This window comes from Thermococcus sp. Bubb.Bath (assembly GCF_012027595.1).
Classification (GTDB): Archaea; Methanobacteriota_B; Thermococci; order Thermococcales; family Thermococcaceae; genus Thermococcus.
In genome coordinates this window covers 1-21,513 of record NZ_SNUR01000008.1, presented here as the reverse complement: position 1 = coordinate 21,513, position 21,513 = coordinate 1, and the positions used below count along the sequence as shown (strand labels likewise).

The window sequence follows — 21,513 nt, the reverse complement described above, 5'->3', positions numbered from 1 at the left end:
CGACCCCGGAAGTTAAGCCCGCCAGCGATCCCGGCAGTACTGCCCTCCGAGAGGGGGCGGGAACCCGGGAACGCCGCCGGCCACTATCACGCGCCCGGGTGGTGTAGCCCGGCCCATCATACGGGACTGTCACTCCCGTGACCCGGGTTCAAATCCCGGCCCGGGCGCCATACAGCCCTTTGCTCCGCAAAGCGCTGGCGGAGAGAGCGTGCTTTTTTAGAAATACAAATTTTTGAGGGGTTTACTTGCCACTTGCCATTCTAACAGTGTTTGCTCTTAACAAGGCGTCCTGCGGACGCCAGAACAAAAAACAAACCTCTTCAAAGGGCCACTTTTAGAGTTAAACCCGTTATTAAGGGCTCTAAATAGAATGCACGGTTGATGCTTAGCATTTTACGAGGAGGGCATTTTTGATCAAACTTTGCAATGCAAAGTTTGTTTGCCAAGCAAAAGTTTGATCAAAGTTTGTGGTTCTCATTTGAGTGCAATTTTAAAAGTTGGATTTCCTCTATATTCGCCAGTTTTAAACAGCAATTCCTCATAATGGGTCCCTTAGAATGAGTTTCTCTCTCTTCTTGACGCCCTTCGGGCGTCGATTATACCTCAAACTCACAGATAACAAGCCCACTAAAATTGGAATTTAAGACGAGAAGACAAGTTTTCTAGAGAAAAATCCTATGAAAAGGATACTCTTGACAAGAACCACGAACGTTACTGGATACCTCAGCAGTTATCACATTATCTTTTATGACGGACTCTTAGGATAAAGCTTATAAAACCGGCTCCATATCCAGAACTGCGTGGGCCCGTAGCCTAGCAGGATAGGGCGCCGGCCTTCTAAGCCGGAGGTCGCGGGTTCGAATCCCGCCGGGCCCGCCATAACAGCCCTTGCTTCGCAAGCGCTGGCGGAATGTTTTTGACTGTTTTGACAAGCTTCCTTTGAAGTGAATGTCCCTATATACTTGCTCCCTTTTAGTGAATTCTCACGTTTAATCGGCAATTTTCGAAGGGGTTTACTTATAGTACAACGCCTTTCGGGCGTTAAAAAGACAACAAACCCTAACTATCCACTAGTTTTACTTAAGAATCCATATCATCAGGTCGAACTCAAAAAAGACATTCAAACTTTGATGAAACTTTGCGTGCAAAGTTTCTTTGGTCAAAGCCTTGCGCAAGCAAAGGTTGATGGGGGGTTTCGCCCTTATTTCCAGATGCTTCTTGAGCGATGATTGATCGTCGTTCTTTTGCATTTCAATGTTTTTGGGCTCTTAATTTGCCCGTTGAGTGAGGGTAAAATTTATAAATCCTGCAAAACAGCTATCAACGGGCAGCCCCGTGGTGTAGCGGCCAAGCATCGGGGACTCTGGATCCCTGGACCGGGGTTCGAATCCCCGCGGGGCTACCATTGTTCTCCCCGTTCTTCGAATCTTGCACCTCATGTTTTACCCCAAATCGTACGTTGTGGTTTTGGTCATTACCTGTGGACATATCCTATCCTTTGAGTGCTGGCCACATAAAGCCTTAATCCTCGTATAAACTTGAAGAGAATTCCAGTTTTCTTGGGGGTCTATCCCTTTCTTATCAATGCCGTTGGGAGGCTTAGACCTTCTTCATTCCCTCTTTTGAAGAGTTCCAACTCTCAAAACCGCGGAAAATTCTTTGAAATTTTTACAAAATTTTATTCGATATTCGAAGTTTTCAGAAAGTCTTAAGTACCATCTGCGCTTAATACCTCTATGGAGTTACATATTGCGAACTTAAGAAGGGGGCGGTATTATGAGAAGAGAGGAGCTTGAGGCTCAAATAACTGCCCTCCTGAAGTCACACGGTTCATTGAGCGTGGCCTTCATCACCCGTTTTCTCAATGAGCGTGGGGTGAGCTGCACGAGGCAGCTGGTCGAGAGAACCCTCCGGAGGATGATTTCAGCGGGGAGAGTGGAGGTTTTTTACATAAACGGCAACCGTAGAAAGCATTACAGGCTGAGGGGCTAGGTGGGAAGATGCTGACCGAGAAGGCCTCTTCCAGCATGATACTTGGAAACGAGAGGAGGATGCTCCTCGTTGAATTCCTCCAGAAGCAGGATGGGAGGGCCGAGCTCAGGGATATAGTGGAGTACATCGCCGAGAGGGAGGGTGACACCGACAGAAAGCACCGGAAGAGTGTCTACGTCAGCCTGATGCAGACCCACATCCCGAAGCTCGAGCGGGAGGGGATTCTGACCTTCAACCGCGGCGTGATAACCCTCCTGAAAGTTCCCAACGGCGTGAACCTCTACATGGAGGTCGTGGGTAAGAACGACATAAGCTGGAGCGCCTTTTACATGGGCACCTCTTTCCTGTTCCTCGTAGCGGGTTTTTATTTGGCAAGCTTTCCACTGGTTATCTCATCTCTGGTGTACCTGACCATGAGTCTGTTCCATCATGCTAAGGTTAGGAAACTGCTCTGAATCGGGATTCCCTCGATTCGTTCTTCTCAGATTGATGCTTCCCCTATGGAAGTGAGGTTAAGAGTCCCTTTAGTTTGAATGAGCCTTCTGAACTGTCCTCTGCGAGGTTTTTCGCGTGTGGGAATGTAACTTGGTGTTCGTGCTCTGTTGTTACTATAGATTAACGGGTATTGTAACTATGGAATAGTCGTTAACATCTTAGAATCTAGTAAAGTTTTTAAATGGACATTCCAGCCCAATGATGAAGGGTTTGGAGGTGCTACAATGAGGAGAGGACTACCCGTTGTGGCAATACTGGCCCTGCTGGTTCTGATGGTACTGTCTAGTGCCATGTCGCTCGGAACCATCTCCGAAGCGTCGGCGGCCCCTTACATACCGAAGAGGGGCGAAATCCTTGTCAGCCACATGGACTACGACATCAACACATCCCTTGCGGTTGTAAGCTGGAAGATACCCTAGGGGTATTCAACGGCCGATTACTACATATACCTCAGCGACGACGGGGTCACCACATCGAAGCGCATCCACATTGCACAGGCAAACGCAAACGTTCCCTATGTAACCACTATAATACTGCTTACCGAATACCGCTACTTCAAACTGGTCATGGAAGTTCCAGGCGGGAGAATCTTCGAAAGCCGCTGGGTAAGCCCGTATTCATTCCCTCCGGGTGCGGTTTCGATCAGACTTCCGAATCCACAGACTATTGGATCTGGCCAAATCTGTCCAGCTCTGTTCGGCATCAATTGGGACAAAATCAAGAAAGGGGTGAAGTTCTTACTAAGTGTGGCGCCCGTTACTTCGGATGCCTACGCAATTTACTCAGCGTACTCAACGTGTAGTAAGGATGGGTGGATCTCCTGGGAATGTGGGGTGGACACCTTTACAACAGCAGCGGCTATTCTGCTTGTTCCTGAGGACGCAGGGGCTGCGAAAAATCTCGCGAAGGAAGGTGCAGAAGAGATTGCCGACCACCTTGGAATAGTAACGGTAGAAAAAGCGGCCGAAGAAGGCGCCTCAAAATCGGCACCTGATGTGGCTGTACTTTCGGATGAACTAACTAACGAGCTGAAGGACACCAAGGTCATCGAATCTGTCAAAAATCCTGAGACTGGAAAAACGGAGAACGTTATCTCGAGCGATTCGTATCCCGTTTTTGATGAGATAATAAAAAGCAACGAAAATAGTGAAGAGTACATCAACATTCTCAGAGAACTCGAAGAGAAGGGCATCTCAGAGGAGAGCATAGCAAAGGAAACCCAGAGAGGACTTACAATAAGCGAGATCAAAAAGAACGTCGACTACCTTTTGGGCCTGGGAATCTCGCCCAATGTCATTGAGAACGAGGTAAAGCATGGCATAAGCACGAGGGAGACCGTTGAGAACGTCAACTACCTCCTCAACCGCGGAATGAGCAAGGAGAGCATCGGCGAAGTCATTGAGGAAGAAGCCAAACACGGGCTGACGACCAGGGCAGTGAGGGAGCACGCAGAGGAGCTCGTTGACATGGGCATCACGGAGGACAACGTCGGCAGGGTCATCGAGGAGGCGGAGAAGCACGGCACGAACCTCGGCTCCCTCGTTCAGAGGCTGGACATGTTTCTGGAGAGCGCCGACAACCTGGGACTCGTGGGAGCCAGGATCAACTTTAGGGTTACCGTTCATGGTGAGGTTGTGGATGCTGTAATAGTGGTTGATAAGGGTAATGAGGATGGTGGTCTCGTTCACTGGTGGCTCAGGCACGTTATCGGTTACGACATGGAGAACAAGCCTGTAACGGACTTCTGGCCAATGGGGCAGAAAATCATCGCCAACGGCCAGGAGAAGGAACTCCCCACTGTCATCAACAATCCAGAACAATTGGCCCAGCTCCTCAAGAAAACAATACAAGAAATGAAGAAAAACCCAGAAAAATACTTCCTTACCACCAAAGGAAACCTGAGGAAGACCATCGACGAATCTGTCCCAGTCCCCACTGAAGTGGCTGAGGAACTCAATGGAAAAATTGAGGAGGTTGAGGTAATGTTCAGTTACAAGCAGTTGACTGAGCCCAGAACTGGAGGGAAAGTGAACGTTTACACTCTGGAAAGCTTTTTCCCGGTAAAGGGAGAAGCAGTGTATGAGTACCAAAGTTGGAGCAATAACTGGATCCAAAAGAGGTGATGAGCATTGGCGGAGAATAAGATTGTCATTGAGGGGAAACACCTTCGATTGGAAGTCAAGTTAATCAAGTCCAGGGCTGGAGAGCAGTACTGGCCCTTCCCCGTTCTTTTGCTTTTTGATGATCATGTTTTGGAGGGAGAGTGCTGGCGTGGTGCAGGTGGGAAACTCCAGGGGACATTCGAGGATCCGCTCATAGTCATACAAGAACTACTAGCAGGACTGGAGGAAGTGTTCGAACCAACTCCCAGCGAGCACGGTTGTGGCAACCCCAGAGAATACGCACGTAAGTTAGGCTTTAACGTGATGGACAATAGTCCCCTCTATTGCGCTACGCTGTCTTATGCTAATATTTTCTTTGAGCGTGTTGGGGATACCGTCAGGATTCATTATCACAACAGATTATTGGAAGCTACTGATTGTCCGGAGTTTAAGGGTAAGCATAAGGGTACGATTGAAGTCCCGTTCTTCGAGTTTGCTGAGGATGTGTTGAAAGTCGTTGGAGAGTACTTGGAAGAGCATGCTCTCAGGGTGGAGGAGGCGAGGAGGAAGTACTGGAATAGAGACCGGTCGGAAGACATTGAGGATTACCTAAAATGGTACACTGCCGACAAAACCAACTTAGAAGCATTAAAACAGGAGAGGAGTGAAGCTCATGGTAGAGGATAGGGTTGTCATTAAGGGTAGGTGTTTAGAGATAACGATAGATACGTCGATGTTTAATACTGTAGAGCCTGCCTTTCCTTTTCCAATTATTTTGATGATAAATGGACAAATTTTAGCGGGGGCATGCTGGAATGCCGAAGGTGGAAAGCTGGCTGGACAACCAGGGGATCCTTACGGACTGATTCAAGAACTTTTGAATGCATCGAAGACAATGTTGCAGAAACAAGGTGAATATAATACGTCATTGTTTATATATTTCAGCGATTATGCGTTTAAGTACAAGGATAGCAGTTTGGTAATATCCTATGAAAATGAGCTCTTATCTTATACTGACTGTCCTAAGTACAAGGGTAAATATAGAGGCATCGTTGAGCTCCCTCTTAGAGAGTTCGTTGAAGATGTTCTGAGGATTAGTAGGGAGTATTTGGAGAAGTATGCTTCGATTGTTGAGGAAGTAAGGCTTGAGCATGGTGAAAAGCCCGATAATTACGATGACCTCTGGAAACTCTATCGGGAAGTGGAAGAATTGTATAAGAAAAGGTTTGGGACAGAAGATCATTGTTAACGGTGAGGAGAAGCAGTTGCCGATGGTCTTCAAGAGCGATGAGGAACTCGCAGAATTCCTGGAGGAAGTACTGGAGAAAGCCATCAAGAATCCTGAGTATGTAGAGAAGTTTAAAAAAGGCAGTGTCACTTTGAGCGTAGAACTCTCGGATATTGGGGTATATACAAAGAAGGCATAACCTCAGTGGAGTTTGCATTTAAATACAAAAACGGCATATACTATCTCAAAACAGTATATCCAAAAGCAGGATACAACGTTTGGGCTTATAAGTCGTGGAAACGGGCTATCGAACCTGTAGGGTGAGGGAATATGACGGAAGTAACCCTCCGAGGAAGGCATGTCATATTAAAAATGTATCTCAAAGAGGCCTTGGATTTAGTCTTTCCTTTTCCTGTCCTTCTTTTTATCGATGACAACTTAACCACGGGAGCATGCTGGATTGATCAACATGGGAATAAAAAGCTATACCCAATTCAGGGGGATCCTGTAGGGATAATCCAGGAGCTGCTTTATTGCTGTGATTTCCTGATGAAGGGAGAAGAACTTGAGGGCGGTGGGTTTGTCGGGAATCTAAGAAAATATGCACGAAAACTTGGCTTTCCTGTAAAAGAAGGTACAAAGTTATACTTCACAAGCCTAGTAATATATCTTGGTGAGTATATTTTCGAACTGGATGATGGTTTCACAAAAGTTCACTACTATAATGTCCCTTTAAAAGACACTAATTGCCAGGAATTTAAGAAATACGAGGGAACAATAACTATCCCCCTGTCAGAATTCATTGAGGATGTTCTGAAAATCAGTAGGGAATTTCTTGAAAAGTACGCTCCCGTTATTGAGAAGAAGATAACCGGGCAAGGAGGGGAGACAGGAGGCTATGGCTACCTGTGGGAGCTCTATCGCGAAGTAGAAGGATTGTATAAGAAGAAGTTTGGAGAGGACAACACTTCAGATACTAACTGAATGGGGCCTCTAACAAAAGGGAAGTTGGGTAGTAACAGAACCCCCTTCGAATTCCGTCCGTTTCTTGGAGGTAACGTGTGGTTACCGAAGTGGTAACCTGGAACTTCATATATATCACGAACCCCAAGTTCGTAGTGGAGCAACCACGTGTTGCCCGCTAAAGGGGCACTGTGTTGATGCACCCTGCGATGGTCACACGGCATCAGGTTGGGATGAACCGTGCCGCGTGCCCTGCCCTATTCCACGGTGCCTCCGTAAGGAGGCGAAAAAATGAGAAAGAATATTGCTTTAGGCATTTTTGGCCTGCTGGTGGCGTTTGGCCTCGTTCTTGGGGCTGGAGCTAACTTTAGGGACTACAAAGTGCAAAGGAGCGCCCACTGGGATATCGTGACCGATGACAACGAGCTTATCGATCTGACCCCGGTGCAGCCCTACGCGTACATTAACGACGGCGGCGTCCTGGTTGTGGACATCAGCCCGAACAACCCGAACTACCCAGGTTACGGAATGGGTCTAAGCCCGAACTCGGAGTACAACTTTGACGAAGTGTTCAACGTGAGCAACGACCTCTGGGAACAGAACATGAGTATAGTCGTCAGGATAACTAGCGACAACAGCGACATTCAGTTCTATGGCGCAGACGGGGATATCTATGAGAGCACTACTGGGGATATAGCTGACAAAAGCGATCATGCAGTGAACGACGTCTGCTTTGTTGTGAACAATGGAGATGCAGTGAGTGTTGGCATGGACTTCACCGTTGGCAACGATCCCGTCAACACTACCCAGAGTGCGGCAGTACACATAGAGGCATACAGGCTTGGCACAGAACCAGCTGACATAGCTGGAAACTGCGGTCAGGGTTCGTGAAGGAGGAATGAAAGATGAATAAACTATTTGGATTGGCATTGTTGATGGTTGGGATGCTCCTTGCGGTTGGAGCCGGAGCCAACTTCCGGTACTACTCCACCGACAGGAGTGCCTCCTTCGATGTTGTCTCTGACGACAACGAGCTGATTGATCTTACCGCACTCCAGCCCTACGTGACCTACGACGCTGGAAAGCTCTACGTCGACATTAGTAGCTCCAACCCAAACCATCCCGAGTGGGGCGGAAACGGCATGAGCCCGAACACGACCTACACATTTGAGGAGATGTTCCACGTAAGCAACGAGCTCTGGGAGAACAACCAGACAACTTACCCGATCTGTGTTACTATCTCAGGAGTACCACAGTACTACAACGTTCGGCTTTTTGCTGGAGACCACGATAATATCATCGCTGGCCCAGGGAGCACAATTAGCTTTACCGTCTACCACGGAGATCCAGTTCCGATTGGTATGATCTTCGACAACACTAACATGGCCAACGGCACTAGTCCCCAGTTTGAGATGAGTATCACCGCAATTGCAGGAGCCTGCCCTAGCCAGAGTCCGTGATTTCCTTTCGGGGCCTTTGCCCCAGCTTAATGTCTTTGTTTATCTTGAGAATGTGGGATGTTGAGAATGAAAAAACTGCTTGAAGGCACCATTACAGCAATAGTCTTGATTATTCTCATGGCCTCAGTGGTGGGTTTCGTTCTTGACAGACCGGTTTTTGTATCGTACGCTTATTCCAAGAGCATGACCCCCACAATTAACAAGGGTGATCTTTTCTTCATGAACCCCCTCTCAAAGGGCGGTGAAGTTGGTGACATCATAGTCTTCCACAGGAGGGACGGCTGGACAGTTCACAGGATATTCGCAGTAGTCGACGGGGGGTACGTTACAAAGGGGGACAACAACGTCGCGACGGACCAGCAGGACGGGGCTTATCCTTTGGTCCGGAAGGAGAACGTCGTGGGAAAGGTTGTAACCGTTATGAGACACCCCTTAGTTATCCGCGGAGGGGGCGCCTTTATAGAGTCCGTGAGAAGCAAGCTAACCAACGTGTATGCCATAGGGATCATGCTTCTCCTAGGGGTTCTCATAACTTTCTCCAGTGGAGGAAAGGAGCGAAAACACCGTGGGCATAGGAGGAGATTCCTGAGGGTCAGGGCAAAGACAGTTTATGCGGCCATCTCAGTACTCATAGTGGTCGGCTTTCTGTTCGTGACGGTCGCCTCGTGGGGAACTCTGGCCTTCTCGTACTCCTCCACCCTTGCCGGAGGACAGCGCGAGGGGTGGTACCTGCCAGGGACGACCTTTGAGAAAAACCTCAGCGTTGAGAACCGTGCTGTTTATCCGTTCCACTACTTCCTCGAGCCGAAGGGAGGTAGGCTGACCCTTCTGGGAGAGCGTGAGTTCACCGTGAATGGTGGAGGCACGCATGTGATTGATATGAGAATCTCCGTCCCGGAGGATACGAGGGTTTACCGGGAAGAAATCCAGGTTCGTGCCTACCCTGCCTTGCTCCCCGTGAGGATTATCAGACCGCTTTATGATCTTAACCCCTACCTTCCGCTCGTTGCGTATGCCCTGGAGCTGACGGCGGTACTGATAGCGTTTTACTATCTGGCCGAGATCGGCAAGGGAGATGTACTAAGAATCAGACTAGGGAGGAGAAGCATCCTCACCAAACTAATGGGGGATGGTTGATATGAAAATGACTTTCATTCTCGCCGCACTGGTCTTGGGGGCCCTCCTCATTGTCGGTTCAAGCGGGAACTTCAGGAAATACGAGTCTACAAGGGGGATAATGGTCAGCATAGTGCCCCACGATCAGGAGTACATGGGTTTTGGGTGTGAGGACGGATACGCGGCAACCGTTGTTGTAGATAGGTTCTCGGCTGGGTACTTCAGCGCGATAAACGTGACCAACAACCTGCCCACGGATTCAGAGGTTCAGGTGGCCCTTTACCCGGACTACTCGGGCCTTCCGGTCCAGCTCGGAGTTCTCATCGAGAGCGACACGGGGCTACCGGTAACGCTTTCTCCGGGCGAGAGCCACGAGTTCATGGGGTACTACATGGCCGGATGCGTGGCCCCAGGGGAGTACGTAATCCCAATGACGATGTACGCGACCTGGGAAGGAGGAGGAGCATCGATATCCACGTGCCCGGTAAGGCTAATCGTGAGGGGAATCCCCACGATAAAAAAGGTGCTTCTCTCGGGGAACACAACGGGCATCCCGCTGAAGACGTACCAGGAATGGGTCTTCCAGATAGTGGTGACGAACCCGACCAACGAGGACCTTAACTTGACGATAACTGACACCATCCCGGCGGAGTTCAACGTGAGCTTGTTGGGAACGGGCGCGAGCGCGGGCACCTACAGGTTCTGGCCAGCCAACGCGGGAGGCTGTCATCATGGCTGCGGCGGAGGTCACGGAACATCCCCTGCAACCAAGATGGAGTGGAACGTGACTGTTCCAGCCGGCGGAAGCGAGCACATGAACGTGACGATATTCACGAGGGTAAACGGTGGTGGCCAGCAGGAGTTCACATCGTGCGGACCTCACCCCCTGAACGACGGGGCAGAAATCAAAGGGTACGGCATTGTCAGCAACGGTCTCTGGGTGTCAGTGGCGTGCGGGGGATGCTGTGGTAACTGCGGATGCGGGGGAGATGGAGATTGACCATGAAGTTTTTATTATTTTTTACACATTGAGGAGGGTGTTGAGCTATGAGAAAAATTTCTGTGGATAGGGATAAAGCTATCAAGGTCACACTTGCAGTTTTCATAGGAATCGCAGTCCTTTTCGGAGCGTACTCGATGGCGGCTTACAGAACCAGCCCTATCATCACAAAAGTCACTTACAAGACCAGCTATACTGAGAGGGGGGAGCTGACCCACATGGGGTTCTTCTCCAATGAATCTGTCTATCAGAACGGGACGAGCTTAAGCTACTATCCCAGGAAGATAACCCGGATGATAACCGGTAACTACAGATACGTCGAGAGCCCAAAAGCAGAGGGTAAGTATAAGGCGTTTCTTAGGACCGACTACTACGTTACCTCCAACAAGAAGCGCGTCTATATAACGAACAAAACGCGGGAATCATGGAGCGGGGAGTTCTCAGGCTCCTTTTCCATTCCGGTGACTTTCGATGTTGGGGAGCTGGAGAGCGACCTTAAAGATGTCCAGCAGGGAACGGGCCTCTACCGCGCCAGCGGAGACACTTACCTGATGGTTGAGGTGGAGGTACCTGGAAGGGAACCTTTCACGCAGAAGGTGTCTCTAACCACGGACACTTCGGGCATGCTAAAGCTTACCAATCCCACAAAGGATTACAAAAAGGTAGAAAGGCACGCCAACACCACGGTTCACAAAATGAACTTTGCCGGCAGGGAAATAGCGGTATCTGAGGGCAGAACGCTTTTTCCGGCTATGGCGCTCCTCTTCTTGGTGCCCCCGTTGGGATTTGCCTACACCCGCAGGGAGAAAAAGCCCGAGGATGAGATGAAGGGTCTGAGGAAGTTCATCGTGGACGGTGTTCCAAGCGGGATAGGGACAATCGATCCTGTGGCCCTCGAGTCGGTTGAGGATCTTGAGAAGGTATTTGACCTGGTGGACAAGCCCATAGTTCACTATGTTGATGGGGATCAGGATGTTTACGCAGTAGTCGATGGTGGGGTTATCTATGAGTACCGGGAAGGCTCCCGCCGGGAAGAGGAGAAGGTTGAGTGAAGCCTTTTCTGGATTTTTATGTTTCCCCAAACCAACAACTTTAAAAGCACTCTTCGAAAGCTAACTTAGTGATTTCTAAAAGGGGTAAGAGGTGGTTAGAGATGAACCCGTTCCACGATGTTGAGCCAGGACCGAACGTCCCGGAGGTTGTGAATGCTATTATAGAGATTCCGAGGGGGAGCAGGAACAAGTACGAACTCGACAAAAAGCACGGCCTTATCAAGCTCGATAGGGTTCTTTACAGCCCGTTCTTCTACCCGGTCGACTATGGACTCATTCCGCAGACCTACTACGACGACGGCGACCCGTTTGATATAATGGTCATCATGCGCGAGCCCACATACCCGCTCACTCTAATCGAGTCTAGACCGGTGGGCATAATGAAGATGAACGACAGCGGCGACAAGGACTGGAAGGTCTTGGCCGTTCCAGCTGATGATCCCTACTTCAAGGACTGGAAGGACATCGACGACGTTCCGAAGGCTTTCCTCGACGAGATAGCCCATTTCTTCCAGAGGTACAAGGAGCTCCAGGGCAAGACCACCAAGATAGAAGGCTGGGGCAACGCCGAGGAGGCCAAGAAGGAGATACTCAGGGCGATCGAGCTCTACAAGGAGAAGTTTGGAAAGAAGGAGTGACCCTCCTTCACCCTTTTTTTGGGAGGCCAGGACATGTACAGGCTCCTGAAGGTTAAGGACGTCGTCAGGATCCCGCCCAGGATGTTCACGATGGATCCAAAGGAGGCGGCGAGGGCAGTCCTCCGCGAGACCTACGAGGGTATCTACGACAGGGACGACGGTGTTGTTCTGGCGGTGCTGGATGTAGAGGAAGTTGGGGACGGCACGATAGTCCCCGGCGATGGCGCGACCTACCACGAAGCAGTCTTCAACGTCCTCGCTTGGAAACCGGAGATGCACGAGGTCGTTGAGGGAGAGGTAATCGACGTGGCTCCCTACGGTGCGTTCATCAGGATTGGGCCGGTTGACGGTCTCGTCCACATAAGCCAGCTCATGGACGACTACGTCGTCTTTGACGAGAAGAACAAGCAGTTCCTCGGCAAGGAGACAAAGAGAACTCTTAAGCTCGGTGATGAGGTCAGGGCGAGGATCATAGCCATAAGTGTCAAGAGCCGCGTCATCAGGGAGAACAAGATAGGCTTGACCATGCGCCAGCCGGGCCTCGGAAAGAGGGACTGGATTGAAAAGGAGAAACGCAAGGAGAAGGAGGCCTGACCATGGCGAAGGAGAGGGCGTGCAGGCACTGCCATTACATAACTACGGAAGACCGCTGCCCGGTCTGCGGGAGCAGAGACCTCAGCGACGAGTGGTTCGACCTCGTCATAATCATCGACCCGGAGAACAGCAGGATAGCCAAGACCCTGGGAGTCACGGTTCCGGGTAAATATGCAATCCGCGTGAGATGATATGTCCGACTTCTACTTCCTTTTAACCCCTGAGCTTCGTGGTGAGCTTAAGGAACCCCTTGGTGAGTTAATCGAGGGTGAGATTCCGAAGCCTTATCTCCGTCTGAGGCCGATTCTTGAGAAAGATGCCTTCACAATAACCGTTGGCGATGTTGTCACCGAAAACGTCCTGAGACTGGGAATTGAGCCCAACATAGCCGTCTACGACCACAAAACTAAGAGAAGGGAGTACTCCCCGAAGGTCAGCTCGAATGCTGTTTTTCTAACCGTTAAGAACCCTCCGGGGACGGTAACGAAAGCTTTATTAAACGCCCTCCGAAAGGGGGTTGAGATTGCCCTCCGCGGAAGGCGGGTTCAGGTAAAGGTAAATGGCGAGGAAGACCTGGCCGCGATTCCAGCGGTCCTCTACGCTCCCCTCGGTTCGCTCGTCCTTTACGGCCAGCCCGACGAGGGGGTAGTGCTTATAAAGGTAACACCCGAATGCAAGCGCAGGTGTGCGCAGATACTCTCTAAGATGGAGGTGGTTCACGATGGAGATTAAGGTTACCGAGATTAAGGAGAACAAGCTCCTCGGAAGGAAGGAAATATACTTCGACGTGCTCCACGAGGGAGAGCCGACGCCGAGCAGGGCCGATGTTAAGGGCAAGCTCGCCGCCATGCTCGACCTCGACGCCAACACGACCGTCATCCAGTACATCAGGAGCTACTTCGGAAGCAGCGTTTCAAAGGGCTATGCCAAGGCCTACGAGACCAGGGAGAGGATGCTCTACATAGAGCCAGAGTACATTCTCCTCAGGGAAGGCCTCATTGAGAAGAAGGAGGAGTGAGGTGGTTTAAATGGCCAAGGGTAAGGGTGGAAAGAAGAAGACCAGCCAGAAGTGGAAGCTCTACGAGGTTCAGGGCGGAAAGGTCAAGAGGAAGAACAGGTTCTGCCCGCGCTGCGGCCCCGGCGTCTTCATGGCCGACCATGGCGACCGCTGGAGCTGCGGAAGGTGCGGCTACACCGAGTGGAAGAAGAAGTGATTTTCTCTTCTTCCTTACCCCATACTGACTCCTTTCTTCAGCGTCTTTTCCAGACATGACGCTTTAACGGGCTTTGTATCAAAGAAATTTTTACATCCCATGTAAGTTACAAGGGATGTAAATTGCTCAGGACATAATCCTGCCGAAGGAGCCGAGGGAAAACCTTTAAGCCCCCTCCCCTATCTCATCCCATGTTCATCAACTACAACGGCCTCCAGATCAAGCTCCACCCCCAGGTATACGAGCCCGCCGAGGACACCTTCCTCCTAGCCGCGAACCTTGCCGTCAGAGAGGGAGACGTTGCCCTCGACATCGGCACGGGGACTGGGATAATCGCCCTTCTAATGGCCAGAAAGACCCGCTCTGTCATTGGGGTTGATGTAAATCCCATCGCGGTTGAACTGTCCAAGGAAAATGCCATGTTGAACGGCATTAGAAACGTTGAATTCCGGCAGAGCGACCTCTTTGAGAATGTCTCCGGTAAGTTCGGCGTAATCACCTTCAATGCCCCCTACCTCCCCGGCGAGCCTGAAGAGTCAATAGACCTCGCCCTCCTTGGCGGCGAAACCGGAAGGGAAGTCCTCGATAGGTTCATAGAGGAGGTTCCCAACTATCTAAAACAAAGCGGAGTCGTCCAGATAGTCCAGAGCTCGATAACTGGGATTGAGGAAACCCTTAAACGGCTGAGGGAAGTGGGTTTAACTGCTAGGGTTGCCGCTAAGAAGCACTTTTTCTTTGAGGACATAGTACTGATAAACGCAAAGAAAATATGAAAGGATACGGGTCTACTCAATCTCCATCATTGGGTCTCCTGTGTTTACGGTGTCTCCTTCTTTGACGAGGATTTTCTTCACTACGCCATCTTTTGGTGCTGGAATCTCGTTCTCCATTTTCATTGCCTCTAGGATAAGCAGACCCTGGCCGGTTTTAACCTGCTCGCCTTCCTTCACGAGTATTCTGAGGATTTTTCCTGGCATTGGTGCGGTCACAACACCCTCACCCGCAGGAGCCGGTGAAGGAGTAGCTGAAGCTGCAGGGGCAGGCGCCGAAGCAGGCGAGGAGACACTTGAAGCTGGAACTGGAGGTGAGGTTGCCGGAGCGGAAGGCTCCTGTGCTATCGGGGCTGCTGCTCCAGCGCTCGCTATCTGGGGCAGGTACTTCAGCGCGCTCAGGTCGAGTCCCTCAATGCCAACCTCGAACTCGACACCGTTCACGTAGAGCTTGACCTTCTGGGCGCTTGGGGGCATTCTCGGTCCCTTTCTTCCCGCTTTCCTCTCCTCAAAGAACTCCTTTGCCACCTGCGGGAAGAGGCAGTATGTTAGAACGTCCTCCTCCCTCTCGATTCCGAGCTCCGCAAGCTCCTTCCTGCACTTTTCGAGCATCGGCTCGAGGAGTTCTCCCGGCCGAACAGTTATCTCCTCCTCTCCGCCGAGAACCTTCTTCCTGAGCTCCGGGTTTACCTCAGCCGGCGGCCTGCCGTAGAGGCCCTTAATGTAGTTCTTGACCTCCTCGGTTACCCGTTCATACCTTCCGAAGAGGACGTTGAGGACCGCCTGCGTTCCGACTATCTGGCTCGTCGGCGTTACAAGGGGCGGCCAGCCGAGGTCTTCCCTTACCCTTGGTATCTCCTCGAGAACCTCCTGGAGCCTGTCTAAAGCTTTCATCTCCTTGAGCTGGTTTATGAGGTTGGAGTACATCCCGCCCGGAACCTGGTACTTGAGGACGTAGGGGTTCACCATGAGGGTTCCCTTGTGGAGTAAGCCCCAGTACTTCTCCTCAAGCAGGTTTCTGAGGTAGCGCGAGACCTCGTGAATAAGCTCGCGGTCGAGGTGGCTTCCAACGGCCTCGGGAAGGGCGTGCCATATAGTCTGTATACCCGGCTGGGCCGTTCCAAAGGCGAGCGGGCTTATTGCTGTGTCTATGAAGTCGGCCCCTGCCTCAACCGCTTTGAGGTAAGTGGCAACCGCCATCCCCGTTGTTGAGTGCGTGTGAACGTCAACCGGGATGCCGTATCTTTCTTTTATTTCACTTACCAGCTCGTAGGCCTTCCATGGGGTTAGGAGCCCGGCCATGTCCTTTATCGTTATGACGTCGACGTCAAGCTTGAGGAGCTCCTCGACCTTTCTCATGTAATACTCCAGCGTGAATACCTTTCCCGTCGTGTATGCTATCGCCCCCTGAACCTCAGCCCCGACTTCCTTTGCCTTTCTTATCGCCACCTCCATGTTCCGAACGTCGTTTAGGGCATCGAAGACGCGGAAGATGTCTATCCCATTCTTGTGGGCAAGCTCGACGAACTTTTTAGCAACGTCGTCTGGATAGTGGCGGTAACCGACGAGGTTCTGGCCGCGGAGGAGCATCTGGAGTTTGGTCTTCTTTATGTGCTCCCTCAACAGTCTGAGCCTCTCCCAGGGGTCTTCGTTGAGGTAGCGAATGGCGACGTCGAAGGTCGCCCCTCCCCAGACTTCCATTGAGTAGAAGCCTATCCTATCCATCTTCTCGGCTATGGCAAGCATGTCCTCCGTCTGAAGGCGCGTTGCTATAAGGGACTGGTGGGCGTCCCTGAAGGTCGTGTCCACGATGTTGACCACTGTCATGTTTATCACCCAGATTTCTATATTCTCACTCCATATATATCGAAGCTTCGGGGAGAACGTTTAAGTATTTTGTCGAGAAGAGTATCCACGGGGATAATCGTGCTTACCAATCCACTGGAGTTCGTCGCGGGATTGATTATACTGCTTGTCTCACTGTTCATGGTGTATGAGGCTTTCATATATTACACCCGGTTCAGGGGTAAGTTCGCCAGGAAACTGGCTCTGATGACTCTCGTCTCTGCGATTTTAGCGACTATAGCCAGCATCGTTGCGGTAGCGGACTCCCTCATGCCCGTTCCGCTCTGGCCCCTCATGGCCATTTTCTTCACGGCATCCTACGTTGTAATAATGACTGCGGTTTTCTTTTACATGAGACTGGCCTACGCCACATCCCTCCCGGGAACTGGGGAAATCTCACCGGTTGCTTCTCCCCGCAGTGAATCCTCTCCCTCCTCAAAAGAGCCTGGACGGGAAAAAAGAACTCCTGAAGTGCCTCCTGGCGCTTTCACCATTTCTCCGGCTGAATTGGAAAAAATCGAACCCCTCTGCACCCATGCCAGTGGCAGGGCGTATGTTGGCAGGAGCAAAATACCTAGGGGTTGTGATGAGTTCGACGTCTTTCTCTGGCTCAGCAGGGTGGAGGCGGAGAATTCGGTTGATCCAGCAAAGCTCCATGTTATTCAGGGCTCTATCATCAGGTTCCTTGAGAAGTACGGTTCGGGTTCCTTAGTTATCATCGACGGCCTTGAGTTCCTGTTGCTCCACAATGACTTCAAGGGTCTCATCAAGTTCCTGACGTCTCTGAAGGACTACGTGCTGCTCCACCGCTCTCTCCTCCTCGTTGTCGTGGATGAGAAAACACTGGACACACGGCAGTACTCCATCCTGCTCCGGGAGTTTCCGCGTGAGGGCCTCGCTGATCTGATTTCCGACGTGGAGAGACAGGCCCTCTTTGGCGTGTTCACCCGTGGGGAGCTCGCCGAGGAAGAAGAGCAGAATAAAACTAAGAAGCTGGAGGAGAAGGCTAAATCGACTAAATCCGCTGGGGAAAAGAGGGATAAATCTGATGCTCCTGGACAAAGAGAGGATAAATTCCAAAATGGCCTCTGACCTTCGACTCCATTTTTTAACTTCCTGGACTACATGCTGTTTTCTACTCTATTCCTCTATTACCAGCTCAATCTCGGCCTCCGTTTTCGGGTTTTTGAGCATCTCGACGATTCTCCTGTCGATGTCCCTTGCCGCCTTGTTGGCATTTATCGCCAGTGTTCTCGCGTCTATGTAGGTGCTCTTTCTCACCACCACCGAGTACGGGTGGTCGAGGATTAGCTCCGGGCTGCCCTCCGCCAGGACTTCGTCCTCAAGTTCCCCAACCTTTATCCTTATCCTCAGCTTTCTTCCCCCCCGCAGGGCCCTTTTGAACTCCTCGCTCAGGTCGTTGATACCCCTATCTGCCTTAATGCAGATTATGCAGTCCCCGCGGGGGGTTAGGTAGTCCTCCTTCGTGAACTCCAGGGTGGAGCGGTGGGTGGCTTTTACGTTTGGATGCCCTCTGCAGTGGATTACTTCCCTCATCATGGCCGACGATAAGGGTTGGGCTTAATAACCCTGTCGTCGGTGTTCTACCCATAGTCTGCGAAACCCTAAGGGAAACCCTAAGGCACTATGTGGTGCTCCCTGCACCTCGCCTCATAGCTCTCCCTTCCCCCGACATGTATAACCGGGGAATCCCTCGGCGCAGGTTTTCCGTCTATCAACCTCTGGCTCCTCGTTGCTGGCTTTCCGCAGACGGTGCAGACGGCCGTCAGGTAGACTATGTTGTCCGCCCTAACGAGGAGCTCTTTCGTAACTGGGAACGGGTCCGCCTTGAAGTCCAGGTTGAGGCCGCTCGCTATGACGTAGATTCCCCGGTCAGCAAGCTCGTTTAAGGTTTTAACAATCGAAAGCGGGAAAAACTGCACCTCGTCTATTCCAATGACCTCGTATCCCTCAGTAAGGGTTACTTCCTTTATCCTTTCCACTCCTTCCTCCGTCGTGGGGACGACAAAGGCCTCGTATCTGAGCCCGTTGTGGGCAACGACTTCCTTCTCCGAATAGCGGTTGTCTATGGCAGGTTTGAAGAGGGCCGCCTTTCTCTTTGCGAATATCTGCCTCTCCACCCTTTTGATGAGCTCTGTGGTCTTTCCGGCGAACATGGGGCCTGTTATGACCTCAAGAAATCCCCCTGGATGCATCGATTTCACCGGTGGAAGTGAAAAAGAAAGGTTAAAACGGTTTGGGCGGGGAATGAAAATCAACGTACTGTCCGCTTATAAATACTCCTCCCGTCTGATGTTGTGGATCAGAACCTTCAGCCTCTCGATGAAGTCCTCGCTTACGGGGAGGTCCTCCTTGATTAACATCTCGACGGTTTCTATCGCCTTCCCAAGGTCTTCAATGTTTTGGGAGGTGTAGAACTTGAGGTCGTTGAGCGTGTTGAGGAGCTCGGCTTTGTTGTTGAGCTGCGCGTACGCGAGGGCCAGTTTTCCGAGTGTTTCGACAACCATTCTTCTGTTCTTCTTAATTTCCTCCGCCGTTGTGCTCTTCTTCAGGGCCGAGATGCTCCGGCTGAGAGTCTTTTTGAGTTCCTCAACCTCGCTTTCCAGCTCGGCTCTCTGCCTCTCGGTCTCTTCCAGTTTTTCAAGCTCTCCCAGGAACTCATCAACGCTCTGATAACGGTCTTCCTTCCTCTTGGCCAGGAGTCTCTCGAAGATTCCATCGTACTTTGCCAGCTCCGGGTTAATCTCGGATGGCTTCTTCGGCTTGTAGTTCTCATCGGTTATCTTTCCGAAGACCTCCTCGTAGGTGTAGCCCTCGAAGGGGAGCCTTCCGGTTAATAATTCATAGAACATGACGCCGAGTTGATAGATGTCGGTTCTTGCATCGGTGTGCCCGTACTTGCTCGGCATCAGGTGCTCCGGTGCCGCGTAGAGGGGGGTATACCCAAACACGCTCCTGCTTGAACTCATCGTTCCAATTTTCGCCAGTCCCCAGTCGGTTATCTTTGGTGTTAGGTCGCTCTTCAGGAGGACGTTCTGGGGCTTTAAATCACGGTGATAAATTCCTTTAGAGTGTGCGTGCTTGAGTCCTTCTGCAATACCCCTGACGAGTCTCAGTGCAGTGCTTTCATCAACGGGCTTCGGGTACTTTTCCAGGTCTCTGAGGGTCTTTCCGTTCAGTTCGAACCCCTCAACGTACTCCATCTCAAGGTGTGGGACTGGGAGGATGTCGGCGTCGTACAGTCTCACGATATTTGGATGGTCGAGCTGAAGCCAAGTGGAGACTTCTCTGAGGAAGGTCTTGCTCGTCTTCTCGTCTATGCGCGGGATTTTGAGGGCAACAACCTTCCCATCTTTCTTTCTCTTTACTTTGAAAACTTTGGCGAAGCCGCCCTCGCCGAGGAACTCCAATGGTTCGTAGCGGGAGAGGAGAGCGGAGGGGAAGTCGTGATGGTAAGATTGTGGTTGGGTTGTCCTCTGTTGGGGTGTGGGGCTCTCCATACGTCCTTGGACGGGGTGCTTCCCTTGTGTTGCCTCTGGTTTCGGTGGGGTTTCGCTGGGTTTCTTTCCACCCCTTGCTTTCGCTGCTATTCCTCCGATGAGGGCGAGGATAATAATGGCTCCGAGGGCATAGGGGAGTTTTGAGGAGCTTGATGAAGAGGAGTTCACGGGAGTCGTTGATGATGGGGATGTGGATGAGGGGGGGCTGGATGTCGTTGTGGTTGCTGATGACGTGGTTGAAGAGGAGGACGATGTCTTGGAAGAAGATGTCGTGGTAGTCTGTCCAGTTATACCTGAACCTGAGGTGGGTTTAAGCTCGGTTAGTTTCACATTTAGTGTGGTCGTCTTTCCAGAGGTTATGGACACGATTTTAGTATAGTTCTGGTAGCCTTCTTTTATTATTTTGAGCGTGTGAGAACCGGTGTGGAGTTTGTACATGTCCAGTGGGGTCTCTCCAACATAGGAACCGTCGATGTAGACTTTTGCACTAGATGGTTCTGTAGTTAGACTTAGATAGCCAAAAACCGGCTGCAGGGTTGGGGAAATCGTCTTCGATTCTCCTGCCCCAACTGTGATAGTTGTGGTGTAATTCTGGTAATCCTCCATCGCAATCGTTACTATGTGTGTTCCGGGGAGGACTTGGAGGGTCTGCGGAGTTTTGCCCATGTAGTTTCCATCTATGTACACGCTCGCTCCTTCGGGGATGGAGGATATATGGAGGGTTCCCTTCTTTTCTACGAGAGTTGCATGCACTTCCTTCGTTTCCCCTGGGTTGATAAGAACCGTCTCGGTGTAATCATGGTATCCGTCCTTGCTCAGTTTTATTGTGTGCTCTCCAGTAGAGATGGCGTATCCTGTGAGGGGGGTTGTTCCAATGGCGTGTCCGTCAACGTAGACTTCAGCTCCGCTTGGTTTTGAATACACAGTGAGATAACCAAATTTTGGGGTTAGGCTTATTGTTATCGTCAGGTTTTGGCCTGGGGAGAGTGTTATCTGCTTGGTCACGTTAGTGTAGTTCTCTAAAGTTAGTTCCAAGGAGTGGTCGCCGGGCATTAAATTCACATTCAGTGGGGTTTTTCCTTTGTATACTCCGTCTATGTAAATGCTTGCGCCCTCTGGAGTTGAATTAATGGTTAGTTTGGCCAGGTTCGCCTCGATGGTTCTTGCCGCTAGGAAGCTGTCCAATCCTGTGACTGGGTCGGGTATTTCAACCTTAACTCTCTTGTTCACCAGGTAGAAGTTCCAGGTTTCAGCAGTGTAGATGCGTGGCGAGTTGAGGATGTGCGTGCCGTAAGCGAGCTTGTAGAGATCCCAGAACTGGTCGAGGTTGGTAATGCTTATGGTAACATTGTTCGGCCCTTCCCAGCTGTTGTAAGCGAGCAGCATGGCGAGGTCATAACCGGTCCAATCCATGAGTGGCTGGAGCTTAGCGGGAGTGTTGTAGTACTTGAGGCCGAGCTCCTGGATGAACTTGTTAACGTCGCCGTTGCTTACAGCGTTAACGAGGTCGGCAACCGTCTTCG

The 21,513-nt window shown here is 51.0% G+C and carries 25 protein-coding genes and 3 tRNA genes; 24 read left to right on the top strand and 4 right to left on the bottom strand.

The features are described from left to right. Window positions 1-92: 92 nt before the first annotated feature. From E3E29_RS11270 to E3E29_RS11160, 23 genes are all read left to right on the top strand, one after another. Window positions 93-170, top strand: a tRNA-Asp gene (locus tag E3E29_RS11270). 632 nt (window positions 171-802) lie between these two features. Continuing rightward, a tRNA-Arg gene (locus E3E29_RS11265) sits at window positions 803-879 on the top strand. 450 nt (window positions 880-1,329) lie between these two features. After that, window positions 1,330-1,405, top strand: a tRNA-Gln gene (locus E3E29_RS11260). 371 nt (window positions 1,406-1,776) lie between these two features. Further along, window positions 1,777-1,992, top strand: coding sequence for a hypothetical protein (locus E3E29_RS11255; RefSeq protein WP_167911093.1), 216 nt, complete (start codon window positions 1,777-1,779; stop codon window positions 1,990-1,992). An 8-nt stretch (window positions 1,993-2,000) separates the two neighbouring features. Then, window positions 2,001-2,447, top strand: coding sequence for a hypothetical protein (locus E3E29_RS11250; RefSeq protein ID WP_167911092.1), 447 nt, complete (start codon window positions 2,001-2,003; stop codon window positions 2,445-2,447). A 264-nt stretch (window positions 2,448-2,711) separates the two neighbouring features. Beyond that, window positions 2,712-2,906: a hypothetical protein gene (locus E3E29_RS11245; RefSeq protein WP_167911091.1), complete on the top strand. Its 195-nt coding sequence runs from the start codon at window positions 2,712-2,714 to the stop codon at window positions 2,904-2,906. A gap of 309 nt (window positions 2,907-3,215) precedes the next feature. Continuing rightward, the gene (locus E3E29_RS11240; protein WP_206205907.1) at window positions 3,216-4,610 is read left to right on the top strand and encodes a hypothetical protein; all 1,395 of its coding nucleotides are present in this window, start codon (window positions 3,216-3,218) and stop codon (window positions 4,608-4,610) included. A gap of 6 nt (window positions 4,611-4,616) precedes the next feature. Beyond that, window positions 4,617-5,276, top strand: coding sequence for a hypothetical protein (locus E3E29_RS11235; RefSeq protein WP_167911089.1), 660 nt, complete (start codon window positions 4,617-4,619; stop codon window positions 5,274-5,276). Then, window positions 5,263-5,838 carry a hypothetical protein gene (locus E3E29_RS11635; RefSeq protein WP_240922867.1) on the top strand — a complete coding sequence of 192 codons (576 nt, stop codon included), beginning with the start codon at window positions 5,263-5,265 and terminating at the stop codon, window positions 5,836-5,838. Before E3E29_RS11235 ends, E3E29_RS11635 begins: the two co-directional genes overlap by 14 nt. 16 nt (window positions 5,839-5,854) lie before the next feature. Further along, on the top strand, window positions 5,855-6,016 hold the full coding sequence (locus E3E29_RS11225; RefSeq protein ID WP_167911088.1) for a hypothetical protein: 162 nt from the start codon (window positions 5,855-5,857) through the stop codon (window positions 6,014-6,016). Window positions 6,017-6,147: 131 nt separating this feature from the next. Further along, window positions 6,148-6,801: a hypothetical protein gene (locus E3E29_RS11220; protein ID WP_167911087.1), complete on the top strand. Its 654-nt coding sequence runs from the start codon at window positions 6,148-6,150 to the stop codon at window positions 6,799-6,801. A 270-nt stretch (window positions 6,802-7,071) separates the two neighbouring features. Continuing rightward, the gene (locus E3E29_RS11215; RefSeq protein ID WP_167911086.1) at window positions 7,072-7,671 is read left to right on the top strand and encodes a DUF1102 domain-containing protein; all 600 of its coding nucleotides are present in this window, start codon (window positions 7,072-7,074) and stop codon (window positions 7,669-7,671) included. A gap of 14 nt (window positions 7,672-7,685) precedes the next feature. Further along, window positions 7,686-8,240, top strand: a complete 555-nt coding sequence (locus E3E29_RS11210; protein ID WP_167911085.1) for a DUF1102 domain-containing protein — start codon at window positions 7,686-7,688, stop codon at window positions 8,238-8,240. A 66-nt stretch (window positions 8,241-8,306) separates the two neighbouring features. Then, window positions 8,307-9,377 (top strand): signal peptidase I, encoded by a 1,071-nt coding sequence (locus E3E29_RS11205; protein WP_167911084.1) that lies wholly within the window; start codon window positions 8,307-8,309, stop codon window positions 9,375-9,377. After that, window positions 9,370-10,356 (top strand): hypothetical protein, encoded by a 987-nt coding sequence (locus E3E29_RS11200; RefSeq protein ID WP_240922866.1) that lies wholly within the window; start codon window positions 9,370-9,372, stop codon window positions 10,354-10,356. Before E3E29_RS11205 ends, E3E29_RS11200 begins: the two co-directional genes overlap by 8 nt. Window positions 10,357-10,403: 47 nt before the next feature. Next, window positions 10,404-11,408, top strand: a complete 1,005-nt coding sequence (locus E3E29_RS11195; RefSeq protein ID WP_206205905.1) for a DUF5305 family protein — start codon at window positions 10,404-10,406, stop codon at window positions 11,406-11,408. Window positions 11,409-11,509: 101 nt separating this feature from the next. After that, a complete protein-coding gene (locus tag E3E29_RS11190; RefSeq protein ID WP_167911083.1) occupies window positions 11,510-12,046 on the top strand; it encodes an inorganic diphosphatase in 537 nt (178 codons plus the stop codon). Window positions 12,047-12,079: 33 nt separating this feature from the next. Next, window positions 12,080-12,640, top strand: coding sequence for a DNA-directed RNA polymerase (locus E3E29_RS11185; protein ID WP_167911082.1), 561 nt, complete (start codon window positions 12,080-12,082; stop codon window positions 12,638-12,640). Window positions 12,641-12,642: 2 nt separating this feature from the next. Beyond that, on the top strand, window positions 12,643-12,831 hold the full coding sequence (gene spt4 / locus E3E29_RS11180; protein WP_167911081.1) for a transcription elongation factor subunit Spt4: 189 nt from the start codon (window positions 12,643-12,645) through the stop codon (window positions 12,829-12,831). A 1-nt stretch (window position 12,832) separates the two neighbouring features. Then, window positions 12,833-13,372: a GTP-dependent dephospho-CoA kinase gene (locus E3E29_RS11175; protein ID WP_167911080.1), complete on the top strand. Its 540-nt coding sequence runs from the start codon at window positions 12,833-12,835 to the stop codon at window positions 13,370-13,372. Next, the gene (locus E3E29_RS11170) at window positions 13,362-13,658 is read left to right on the top strand and encodes a 30S ribosomal protein S24e (protein WP_167911079.1); all 297 of its coding nucleotides are present in this window, start codon (window positions 13,362-13,364) and stop codon (window positions 13,656-13,658) included. The genes E3E29_RS11175 and E3E29_RS11170 overlap by 11 nt, the downstream gene beginning before the upstream one ends. A gap of 10 nt (window positions 13,659-13,668) precedes the next feature. Then, on the top strand, window positions 13,669-13,854 hold the full coding sequence (locus tag E3E29_RS11165; protein ID WP_088858763.1) for a 30S ribosomal protein S27ae: 186 nt from the start codon (window positions 13,669-13,671) through the stop codon (window positions 13,852-13,854). A gap of 191 nt (window positions 13,855-14,045) precedes the next feature. Then, entirely contained in the window at window positions 14,046-14,627 is a 582-nt protein-coding gene (locus E3E29_RS11160) for a HemK2/MTQ2 family protein methyltransferase (RefSeq protein WP_167911078.1), read from the top strand. 12 nt (window positions 14,628-14,639) lie between these two features. Here E3E29_RS11160 and E3E29_RS11155 read toward each other — a convergent pair whose 3' ends face one another. After that, window positions 14,640-16,451, bottom strand: coding sequence for a pyruvate/oxaloacetate carboxyltransferase (locus E3E29_RS11155; RefSeq protein ID WP_167911077.1), 1,812 nt, complete (start codon window positions 16,449-16,451; stop codon window positions 14,640-14,642). A 69-nt stretch (window positions 16,452-16,520) separates the two neighbouring features. Here E3E29_RS11155 and E3E29_RS11150 point away from each other — a divergent pair, with 69 nt between their 5' ends. Further along, the gene (locus E3E29_RS11150; protein WP_167911076.1) at window positions 16,521-17,561 is read left to right on the top strand and encodes a DUF835 domain-containing protein; all 1,041 of its coding nucleotides are present in this window, start codon (window positions 16,521-16,523) and stop codon (window positions 17,559-17,561) included. 48 nt (window positions 17,562-17,609) lie between these two features. Here E3E29_RS11150 and E3E29_RS11145 read toward each other — a convergent pair whose 3' ends face one another. The 3 genes from E3E29_RS11145 to E3E29_RS11135 form a co-directional block, all read right to left on the bottom strand. Continuing rightward, a complete protein-coding gene (locus E3E29_RS11145; protein WP_167911075.1) occupies window positions 17,610-18,029 on the bottom strand; it encodes a DUF371 domain-containing protein in 420 nt (139 codons plus the stop codon). A 77-nt stretch (window positions 18,030-18,106) separates the two neighbouring features. Further along, window positions 18,107-18,685 (bottom strand): thymidine kinase, encoded by a 579-nt coding sequence (locus E3E29_RS11140; protein ID WP_167911094.1) that lies wholly within the window; start codon window positions 18,683-18,685, stop codon window positions 18,107-18,109. Between the two features lie 75 nt (window positions 18,686-18,760). Further along, the coding region (locus E3E29_RS11135) for a PEGA domain-containing protein (RefSeq protein WP_167911074.1) at window positions 18,761-21,513 on the bottom strand (2,753 nt) is incomplete at its 5' end.

Bases quoted from the DNA above. Each gene is read 5' to 3' on its own strand.
- E3E29_RS11255 (WP_167911093.1), top strand. From the start codon at position 1,777: ATGAGAAGAGAGGAGCTTGAGGCTCAAATAACTGCCCTCCTGAAGTCA.
- E3E29_RS11250 (WP_167911092.1), top strand. From the start codon at position 2,001: ATGCTGACCGAGAAGGCCTCTTCCAGCATGATACTTGGAAACGAGAGG.
- E3E29_RS11245 (WP_167911091.1), top strand. From the start codon at position 2,712: ATGAGGAGAGGACTACCCGTTGTGGCAATACTGGCCCTGCTGGTTCTG.
- E3E29_RS11635 (WP_240922867.1), top strand. From the start codon at position 5,263: ATGGTAGAGGATAGGGTTGTCATTAAGGGTAGGTGTTTAGAGATAACG.
- E3E29_RS11220 (WP_167911087.1), top strand. From the start codon at position 6,148: ATGACGGAAGTAACCCTCCGAGGAAGGCATGTCATATTAAAAATGTAT.
- E3E29_RS11215 (WP_167911086.1), top strand. From the start codon at position 7,072: ATGAGAAAGAATATTGCTTTAGGCATTTTTGGCCTGCTGGTGGCGTTT.
- E3E29_RS11210 (WP_167911085.1), top strand. From the start codon at position 7,686: ATGAATAAACTATTTGGATTGGCATTGTTGATGGTTGGGATGCTCCTT.
- E3E29_RS11205 (WP_167911084.1), top strand. From the start codon at position 8,307: ATGAAAAAACTGCTTGAAGGCACCATTACAGCAATAGTCTTGATTATT.
- E3E29_RS11200 (WP_240922866.1), top strand. From the start codon at position 9,370: ATGGTTGATATGAAAATGACTTTCATTCTCGCCGCACTGGTCTTGGGG.
- E3E29_RS11195 (WP_206205905.1), top strand. From the start codon at position 10,404: ATGAGAAAAATTTCTGTGGATAGGGATAAAGCTATCAAGGTCACACTT.
- E3E29_RS11190 (WP_167911083.1), top strand. From the start codon at position 11,510: ATGAACCCGTTCCACGATGTTGAGCCAGGACCGAACGTCCCGGAGGTT.
- E3E29_RS11185 (WP_167911082.1), top strand. From the start codon at position 12,080: ATGTACAGGCTCCTGAAGGTTAAGGACGTCGTCAGGATCCCGCCCAGG.
- spt4 (WP_167911081.1), top strand. From the start codon at position 12,643: ATGGCGAAGGAGAGGGCGTGCAGGCACTGCCATTACATAACTACGGAA.
- E3E29_RS11175 (WP_167911080.1), top strand. From the start codon at position 12,833: ATGTCCGACTTCTACTTCCTTTTAACCCCTGAGCTTCGTGGTGAGCTT.
- E3E29_RS11170 (WP_167911079.1), top strand. From the start codon at position 13,362: ATGGAGATTAAGGTTACCGAGATTAAGGAGAACAAGCTCCTCGGAAGG.
- E3E29_RS11165 (WP_088858763.1), top strand. From the start codon at position 13,669: ATGGCCAAGGGTAAGGGTGGAAAGAAGAAGACCAGCCAGAAGTGGAAG.
- E3E29_RS11160 (WP_167911078.1), top strand. From the start codon at position 14,046: ATGTTCATCAACTACAACGGCCTCCAGATCAAGCTCCACCCCCAGGTA.
- E3E29_RS11155 (WP_167911077.1), bottom strand. From the start codon at position 16,451: ATGACAGTGGTCAACATCGTGGACACGACCTTCAGGGACGCCCACCAG.
- E3E29_RS11145 (WP_167911075.1), bottom strand. From the start codon at position 18,029: ATGATGAGGGAAGTAATCCACTGCAGAGGGCATCCAAACGTAAAAGCC.
- E3E29_RS11140 (WP_167911094.1), bottom strand. From the start codon at position 18,685: ATGCATCCAGGGGGATTTCTTGAGGTCATAACAGGCCCCATGTTCGCC.